The sequence below is a fragment of the Pseudaeromonas pectinilytica genome, assembly GCF_054780855.1.
The window spans coordinates 42,737-48,826 of sequence record NZ_BAAGVN010000354.1; the positions used below are offsets into that span (position 1 = coordinate 42,737).

The following is a 6,090-nucleotide window of genomic DNA, read 5'->3' on the forward strand; positions in this document are numbered from 1 at the left end:
CATGAGCCATATTCTGATTGTTCTCGCGCTATTTGCGCTGCTGGCATTGCTATTCGGCCTGCTGCTGGGCTACGCCGCTGTTCGCTTCCGGGTCGACGCCGACCCGGTTGTGGAAAAACTCGACGCCCTGCTGCCCCAGACCCAGTGCGGGCAGTGCGGCTATCCGGGCTGTCGCCCCTACGCCGAGGCGATTGCCAATGGCGATGTCATCAACAAATGTGTTCCCGGCGGGGAACCCACCATCAAGCGCATCGCTGACCTGATGGGGGTTGAGGTGCCCAGTAGCGACGAAATCGAACGCCCCATCAAACGGGTCGCCTTTATCCACGAGGATCTGTGTATCGGCTGCACCAAGTGCATCCAGGCCTGCCCGGTGGATGCCATTGTCGGTGCCGCCAAGATGATGCATACCGTGATCAAGAGTGAATGTACCGGCTGTGATCTCTGTGTCGATCCCTGCCCGACCGACTGCATCGAGATGATCGACGTTCCCACCACCCCGGACTCCTGGAACTGGGATCTGGAAACTATTCCGGTAAGGATGATCAAATGACTCTGAGTCGTGTCATTGACAAGATCTGGAGTGGCAAGCTCTGGGACTTCCACGGTGGTATCCATCCTGAAGAACACAAGCTCGAATCCAGTGAGGTGCCGCTGGTCGAAGCGGCAATTCCACCCTTGCTGGTACTGCCCCTCAAGCAACATATCGGCTCCAGTGCAGAGGTGATCGTGAAACCGGGCGACCGGGTCCTTACCGGCCAGCCGCTGACCCGACCCGAATCCCGGATGCAGGTGCCGATCCATGCCCCGACCTCGGGCATCATCAGCAGCATAGAGCCCCATACCGTGGCCCACCCCTCCGGACTCAGCGAGCTGTGTATTCATCTCCAACCCGATGGTCTGGATGAGTGGCGTGAGCGCTTCCCGCTGCCGGATTATCAGAGCCTGACACCGCTGGAGCTCGTTGGTCGCATCCATGAAGCCGGGATCGCCGGTTTGGGCGGCGCCGGTTTCCCCACCGATGTGAAACTGGCCACAGGGCGAGAAAAGGTTGAAATCCTGATCATCAATGGCGCGGAGTGCGAGCCTTACATCAGTTGCGATGATCGCCTGATGCGCGAGGAGGCACAACGCATCGCCGAGGGGATCGAGGTGGTCCGCCATATCCTCAAACCCCGGCTAGTGCTGATCGCCATTGAAGATAACAAGCCTCAGGCGATTGCCGCCATGCAGGCCGTGGTCGATGGCGAGCAGGTCCAGGTCCGGGTGATCCCGACCAAGTACCCCTCGGGCGCCGCACGGCAACTGATCGAAGTTCTAACCGGGCGCCAGGTGCCGTCGGGCAAACGCTCCCTGACCCTCGGGATCATTATGCTCAACGTCGGCACCGTGTTCGCCGTGCGCCAGGCGGTCATAGACGATGAACCCCTGATCCGCCGCGTGGTCACGCTGACCGGGGATCGCTTCGGCAAGCCGGGCAACGCCTGGGTGCGCCTGGGCACCTCGGTGCGCTGGTTACTGGGCCAGTTCCAACTCAATCCCGAGCCCCGGCAACGCATCATTATGGGTGGCCCCATGATGGGCTTTACCCTGCCCCATGCCGATGTGCCTATCGTCAAGATCAGTAACTGCCTGATGGCCCCCAGCGAGGTGGAGTTGCCGCCGCCGGGCGAAGAGATGAATTGTATTCGTTGCAGCCAATGTGCCGACGCCTGCCCGGTCAGCCTGCTGCCGCAGCAGCTCTATTGGTACAGCAAAGCCGGCGAGCACGATAAGGCCCAGGAGTACCATATCGATGACTGCATCGAATGTGGTGCCTGCGCCTGGGTCTGTCCCAGCAGCATTCCGCTGGTGCAGTACTATCGGGAAGAAAAAGCCGAATTGCGTCGACTGGAGGAGGAAGCGCAGCAAGCCGAACGTGCCAAGCAGCGCTTTGAGGCCAAGAAACAGCGACTCGAAGCGGACCGTCTGAGCCGGGAAAATCGCCACCAGCAAGCCAGTCAGGCCCGCCGTGAGCAGATGACCCAACAAGCTGGCGGTAGTGATCCGATTGCCGCCGCCCTGGCCCGGGTCAAGGCCCGGCAAGCAGAATTGGCGGCCAGTGCGACCACTCCCGGGATCCCCAATCTGGGCAGTGAAGCCATTCAGGCCGCTCGCGCGGCCCGTAAGCAGCAGGCTCTGCAACGCCAGCAAGAGTCCGCGACTCAGCCCCCTGCGGTTACCCCGGTTTTGACGGCTGCCAGCCCAGCCCAAGACAACCCGGCTCAAACCAGCACTGACCCGAAAACAGCAGCGATTGCCGCCGCTGTGGCCCGTGCCAAGGCGCGCAAGGCGGAGCAACAAGCGGCGTCGGACGCCCCCGTCACACCTTCGGAAGCTGCGGCCACTCAGCCTGCTATTAGCACGGCTACCGAGGCACCAGCGCCCGAGACTACGGAGCTGGATCCCAAGAAGGCGGCGATTGCCGCGGCTGTCGCTCGCGCCAAGGCTCGCAAGGCGGAGCAACAAGCGGCTGCGACCCAGCCAGCCGAGACACCCGAGCCCGAGGCACCAGCGTCCGAAACTGCGGCGCTGGATCCCAAGAAAGCGGCGATTGCTGCGGCTGTGGCCCGTGCCAAGGCTCGCAAAGCGGAGCAACAAGCCGCTGCGACCCAGCCTGCGATGTCCGCCGCAGACGAGTCACCCGCCGCGCCCGAGGCTCCAGCGCACGAGGATCCCAAGAAAGCGGCCATTGCTGCGGCTGTGGCCCGCGCCAAGGCGCGCAAGGCCGAGCAAGTGGCGGCCCAGCAAGCCGAGCAATCAGCGTCCGCACCCGCCGACCCAACCCCACCCTCTTCCACGGAGTCTCACTGACCATGGCATTTACCATTGCAAGCGCGCCCCATGGCCATAGCCAGCAGACCACCACCACCATGATGCGGATGGTCCTGCTGGCCCTGTTACCTGGTGTGGCGGTACAAGTTCATTTCTTCGGCTATGGCGTCATCATCCAGCTGTTGCTGGCCACTCTGACCGCCCTGCTGACTGAATCCCTGGTGCTGCTGTTGCGGCAACGTTCTATAGGACCCGCGCTGCGCGATAGCAGTGCCATTCTGACCGCGGCGTTGCTTGCCGTCGCCCTGCCGCCGCTGGCCCCCTGGTGGCTGGTGGTTCTGGGGACGGCCTTTGCCATCATCGTTGCCAAGCAGCTCTACGGCGGCCTGGGTCAGAATCCGTTTAATCCGGCCATGGTGGCTTATGTGTTGCTGCTGGTCTCCTTTCCCAGCCAGATGACGAGCTGGATGCCGCCCCAGGGGGTGAGCCAGCAACAACCGGATCTGACCCGCGCCGCGGCGCTGATCCTCCACGGCAGCACAGGTGACGGAGTGAGCCTGATGCAGATCCGCCAGAGCGTGGATGGCACCACCAGCGCCACGCCGCTGGATACCATGAAGACCCAGCTCGGCCTTGGTAAAGCGGTACAACAGGTGCAACAAGAGCCGCAATTTACCGCACTCGGTCAGTGGGGCGCAGGCGGTATCGGCTGGATGTGGGTGAATCTGGCCTTCCTGGCAGGCGGCCTGTTTCTCATCGGACTGGGCACCATCGCCTGGCATATTCCCACCGCCTTTTTGCTCAGCCTGACGGCTTGCTCCGCCATCGCCTGGCATCTGGATCCGGTCCACTTTATCTCCCCGACGCTGCAGCTGTTATCCGGCGCGACCATGCTGGGAGCCTTCTTTATCGCCACCGATCCGGTGACCGCCGCCACCACACCCCGGGGCCGCTTACTGTTTGGCGCCCTGATCGGTGGACTGGTGTTCCTCATCCGCCACTGGGGCGGATACCCCGATGGCGTGGCATTTGCCGTGCTGCTGGCCAATATATGCACGCCCCTGCTCGATTCCATGACGCGGCCGGCGGTTTATGGCACCCGCAGCAATTCGAAAGGAGGCTAGACGATGTTTCATTCCATGACAAAAAATGGCGTACGTCTGGCCCTGTTTGCCCTGGGCTGCACCGCACTGGTGGCTGTCACCGACCACTTCACCCGTGGTCGCATTGCCGGACAGAGCCAGAAACAGTTGCAGCAAACGCTGGGCGAGCTACTGCCTGCGCAGCTGTACGATAACGACTTGTCTGCCAGCTGCGTGCAGTTGCGCCTGCCCGAATTGCTGGGCGACGACTTGCCGCATCCGGTGTATATCGCACGCAAGGGCGAGACGGTGACCGGGTATATCATCGAGTCGGTGGCGCCCCAGGGTTACTCCGGGGCGATCCGCTTACTGACGGCGGTGACCACGGATGGAAAAATCAGTCGGGTCCAGGTACTGGCTCACCGCGAAACCCCGGGACTGGGCGACAAGATAGAGCGCAGCAAATCGAACTGGATCGATAGTTTCACCGGTCAGGCGTTGCTGGGTGATCCAGATCCCCGCTGGGCCGTGCGTAAAGATGGCGGTATGTTCGACTCGTTCACCGGCGCCACCATTACGCCCAGAGCCGTGGTCAAAGGCGTTAAAAATGTGCTGTTGCTGCTGCAACAACATGCCCAGGAACTGACGCAGGCCCCGGCTTGCCAGGAGACACCATGAGCGACAGCGAACTCAAAGCATCAGGGCAACTCGCCGACATCGCCAAGCAAGGGTTATGGAAAAATAACCCGGCGCTGGTGCAAATCCTCGGTCTCTGCCCGACCCTCGCCGTCACCACCTCGGCGACCAACGCCTTGGGACTGGGAGTAGCAACCGCTGCCGTGCTGATGCTCAGCAACCTGGCCATCTCCCTGGTGCGCAACTGGGTGCCGAATGAAATCCGGATCCCGGTGTATGTGATGATCATTGCGGCCCTGGTGACCTGCGTGCAGCTGGTCATGAACGCCTACCTCTATGACTTGTACCAGGCTCTGGGGATCTTTATCGCCTTGATTGTGACCAACTGCGTCATCATTGGCCGGGCCGAGGCGTTCGCCAACCGCAACCCGCCACTGCTGGCGCTGTTTGATGGCCTGATGATGGGGCTCGGTTTTACTCTGGTGCTGCTGGTCTTGGGCGGGCTGCGCGAGATCCTCGGCCAAGGCACCCTGTTTGCCGGTGCCGAGCAGCTGCTCGGGCCATGGGCCGCCGGATTGAAGATTGAACTGTTTACCGCCGATAGCGGCTTCTTGCTGGCCATCTTGCCACCGGGCGCGTTTCTGGCCTTGGGCTTTATCATCGCCATCAAGAATCTGATCGATGCCCGCCTCTCCCGCCGCACCTTGCGGGTCAAGGCACAGGTCGAGCGCGCACGGATGACGACTCTCTAGGACGGATACGAGGATCTGGCTCCATGAACAAGGATAAACGTCGACTGATCCTCGAGCGTCTGCGCGAGGCCAATCCCCACCCGACCACAGAGCTGCATTACAGCTCACCGTTCGAGCTGCTGATTGCGGTGATCCTCTCGGCGCAGGCCACCGATGTCGGGGTGAACAAGGCCACCGCCAAGCTCTATCCGGTCGCCAATACCCCGGCCGCCATCCTGGCGCTCGGCCTGGATGGCCTCAAGTCCTATATCAAGACCATAGGCCTGTATAACGCCAAGGCCGAAAATGTGATCAAGACCTGCCAGCAGTTGTTGACCCTGCACGGCGGTGAAGTACCGGAGGATCGAGCCGCACTAGAGGCACTACCCGGTGTGGGCCGCAAGACTGCCAACGTGGTGCTCAATACCGCCTTCGGCTGGCCCACCATCGCCGTGGATACCCATATTTTCCGCGTTGCCAACCGCACCGGTTTTGCCCCCGGCAAGAATGTCGACGAAGTGGAGCAGAAACTGCTCAAGCATGTCCCGGCGGAATTCAAGCTGGATGTGCATCACTGGTTTATTCTGCACGGCCGTTATACCTGCATCGCCCGTAAACCCCGTTGTGGCTCCTGCCTGATTGAAGATCTGTGCGAGTTCAAGGAAAAGGCTGAATAACAGAGATAAACAATTAATTCGAATTAAAGCCCCGGTCACTATGCCGGGGCTTTTTTATTTAATAGTCATTCATGTACAGGATCTTTAGCTACAACCAATTGAAATAGATAGAAAAAAGGCTTCGTTTGTGATCTGATTTAATCGCCAAAA

6 protein-coding genes are annotated in these 6,090 nt (G+C 61.0%); all 6 read left to right on the forward strand.

The genetic code is table 11. The annotated features are described in order from the left end of the window. Nucleotide 1 precedes the first annotated feature (1 nt). The 6 genes from rsxB to nth are packed head-to-tail and all read left to right on the forward strand — an operon-like array spanning nt 2 to nt 5,940. A complete protein-coding gene (rsxB, locus tag ACYVG7_RS18520) occupies nt 2-553 on the forward strand; it encodes an electron transport complex subunit RsxB (protein ID WP_460884574.1) in 552 nt (183 codons plus the stop codon). Beyond that, nucleotides 550-2,853 carry an electron transport complex subunit RsxC gene (gene rsxC, locus ACYVG7_RS18525; protein ID WP_460884575.1) on the forward strand — a complete coding sequence of 768 codons (2,304 nt, stop codon included), beginning with the start codon at nt 550-552 and terminating at the stop codon, nt 2,851-2,853. Before rsxB ends, rsxC begins: the two co-directional genes overlap by 4 nt. A 2-nt stretch (nt 2,854-2,855) precedes the next feature. Next, a complete protein-coding gene (gene rsxD / locus ACYVG7_RS18530; protein WP_460884576.1) occupies nt 2,856-3,938 on the forward strand; it encodes an electron transport complex subunit RsxD in 1,083 nt (360 codons plus the stop codon). Nucleotides 3,939-3,941: 3 nt separating this feature from the next. Further along, entirely contained in the window at nt 3,942-4,574 is a 633-nt protein-coding gene (gene rsxG / locus ACYVG7_RS18535) for an electron transport complex subunit RsxG (RefSeq protein WP_460884577.1), read from the forward strand. Next, nucleotides 4,571-5,284: an electron transport complex subunit E gene (locus ACYVG7_RS18540; RefSeq protein ID WP_460884578.1), complete on the forward strand. Its 714-nt coding sequence runs from the start codon at nt 4,571-4,573 to the stop codon at nt 5,282-5,284. Before rsxG ends, ACYVG7_RS18540 begins: the two co-directional genes overlap by 4 nt. Before the next feature lie 23 nt (nt 5,285-5,307). After that, nucleotides 5,308-5,940, forward strand: coding sequence for an endonuclease III (gene nth, locus ACYVG7_RS18545; protein ID WP_460884579.1), 633 nt, complete (start codon nt 5,308-5,310; stop codon nt 5,938-5,940). Nucleotides 5,941-6,090: the final 150 nt, after the last annotated feature.

Coding starts and splice junctions, on each gene's coding strand:
- rsxB (WP_460884574.1), top strand. CDS start 2: ATGAGCCATATTCTGATTGTTCTCGCGCTATTTGCGCTGCTGGCATTG.
- rsxC (WP_460884575.1), top strand. CDS start 550: ATGACTCTGAGTCGTGTCATTGACAAGATCTGGAGTGGCAAGCTCTGG.
- rsxD (WP_460884576.1), top strand. CDS start 2,856: ATGGCATTTACCATTGCAAGCGCGCCCCATGGCCATAGCCAGCAGACC.
- rsxG (WP_460884577.1), top strand. CDS start 3,942: ATGTTTCATTCCATGACAAAAAATGGCGTACGTCTGGCCCTGTTTGCC.
- ACYVG7_RS18540 (WP_460884578.1), top strand. CDS start 4,571: ATGAGCGACAGCGAACTCAAAGCATCAGGGCAACTCGCCGACATCGCC.
- nth (WP_460884579.1), top strand. CDS start 5,308: ATGAACAAGGATAAACGTCGACTGATCCTCGAGCGTCTGCGCGAGGCC.